2 protein-coding genes are annotated in these 2160 nt (G+C 56.7%); both read right to left on the reverse strand.

Annotated elements, in window-relative coordinates; all coding sequences use genetic code 11:
- Positions 1 to 1284: SNF2-related protein (locus tag lacNas_RS00905; protein WP_201346504.1), on the reverse strand; the 1284-nt coding region annotated here is incomplete at its 3' end.
- Between the two features lie 68 nt (positions 1285 to 1352).
- Positions 1353 to 2160: 5'-nucleotidase C-terminal domain-containing protein (locus tag lacNas_RS00910; RefSeq protein WP_201346505.1), on the reverse strand; the 808-nt coding region annotated here is incomplete at its 5' end.

Below are 2160 nucleotides of genomic sequence, written 5' to 3' on the forward strand. Positions count from 1 at the left end.
GCTTCCGGCCAGCTCCAGCACCTGCTCTTTTTTCAGCTGCCGGTAGCTCTTTGCCGCGGCTGGCGGCATTTCCACCCAGTCCACTGTCTCGGTCAGTTCCGGCAGCTTCAGGCGGGTATTCTTCATTGAGATCACCAAATCATCGATTGCCTGGTAGATTTTTTCCTCGCTGCCAGCCAGCAGGCGCCACTTGACCGGGTGGTTTGCCACGATCAGCGTCGGTTCAAAATACTGCTGGCGGTAGGCCGTAATGCTCCGCCCCAGCCGCTGGCCCTGGTCAAGCAGGTAAATCTGCGACCAGAGGTCTTCCAAGGAGTTCGGTGCCGGAGTCCCCGTCAGCTCGACCAGGCGCTGGATGCGGCCTCTTACGCTCTTTAATGCCTTGAAGCGCTTGGAAGTCGGAGACTTGAAAGACTGCGACTCGTCGATCACCACGTTTTTAAAAAGCCAGGGGCCCAGCTCGACGAGCTTGCTGACCAGGTCGCGGTTGACAAAGTAAAGCTGCCAGTCGCTCCGAGCTGCCTTTTCGGCGGCATCTTGATAGAGCTTTTGCCGGCCTTCCGGTGTCAGCTTGCGGCCTTTTTCATCGGTCAGAAAAGACTGCGTCTTAAAAGGCAGCTGCCATTTGCTGATTTCTTCCTGCCAGGTTGAGCGCGCGACCGTCTTGGGCGCGATCACCAAAATGTGCCCCTTCAGGCCCTGCTCGCGCAGCTTGGCAAAAGCCGCCAGGGTGGTCAGCGTCTTGCCCAGGCCGATATCCAGAAAAATCCCGCAAAAGGGATGGTCAATAATGAAGTTCATGCTGTAAAGCTGGTAGTCATGCAGGGGCAGGACCTGCCCACCCAACTCGACTTTGGCATCAACCAGGCGGCCCGTGAACTTTTTGCCTTCAGGTGTTTTTTCGCCGATCACGGCCCCATCCAGCTGCAGCTGCCAGCCGGCAGCCTTTTTGACCTGGCTTAAAGACAGAGTCACCAGCTGGCCAGGCTCGATTTCCTGCCCGAAAACCTGCTTGAGCCGACCCTTTTCTTCTTTGGCCAGCCAGGGCAGAACCCCTTCGGCTGCTTGAAAAGAAGCAACGTTCCCTTCAGCCAGGTCGGTTTCCAGGTGGCCGGTCAAAAGCCGCCAGTCTTCCAGCGTCACAAACGCGTAGGGCTTCTGGTGCCGGGGCAGGCCGGCCAAGTCCTCAGCTGCCTGCACCTGCCGCAGCTCTTCGGCAGTCACGAAAGAGGTCAGGTGACTCTTCACCACCCGGCCTTGAATGCGAATGTTTTCTCCAGCCATGACGGCACCTCCTTTGTTCTTTTATTATGCCACAAGGACAAGAAAAAAAGGCCTTCCGGCCTTTTCGTTTAATAGAAGCGGTAATACTTCCGGCTGTCGACTTGAACGTCTCCTTGCGTCAAGTATTCGCTGAACATCTGCACGTAATCCTTGTCCAAAGAGAATTCGATCTTGTCTAAGCTGTATTCCGGATAAAAGCCGCCGCCGTTTGCCCGGTAATTGTTGACTGCCAGATGGTAGACCGCGTCGTCATCAATATCCTTGCCCTTGAGCTTCAGCTTGGTCAGGCGCTGGCCGACCGGCTTGGAGAGGTCGGCTTCGTATTCCAGCGGGTAAAAGACGTCAAAATGGTACAGTTCCGGCTTCGGCTTCAAGTAGCGGTCGATAAAGTGAATCTTGCCGTCCGCGTCCTTTTCCAAGAAGCTGGCCGTATGCTCGACAATGTGTCTGAGCTGCTTGCCGGTCAGTTTCACGCTGACCAGCTGGTTGGCATAAGGATAGTTCAGCAGGATGTCCCGCATGGTCACCGTCTTGCCAAAACCCTTGGCCACGTCGTTCATGACTGCCGTGGCTGACAGATCGGCATGCGTGAAATACAGCTGCATCTGCTGGAGCAGGTTGATAAACGGTGCTCCTTCGATGCGGCCCTTGTTGGCGTCCTCGATCGGGGCTGGCTGGTCCAAGTGGGCGATCGGCTGGTCCAGCCACTTCTGCGTGGCCTGGTCCAGCGGCTTGACGATTTCTTCGATTTCCGGATCGGACTCAAAGTCCTTGGTGTCGATCAGTTCGCTGCTGGCATCAGCGATCCGCCAGCCGGCCGCCGTCTTTTCCAGATCCAGCACGACTTCGGCAATTGCCTCGCCCCGGTAGCCCGGC

It is taken from the genome of Lactobacillus nasalidis (assembly GCF_016587775.1).
Taxonomy (GTDB): Bacteria; Bacillota; Bacilli; order Lactobacillales; family Lactobacillaceae; genus Lactobacillus; species Lactobacillus nasalidis.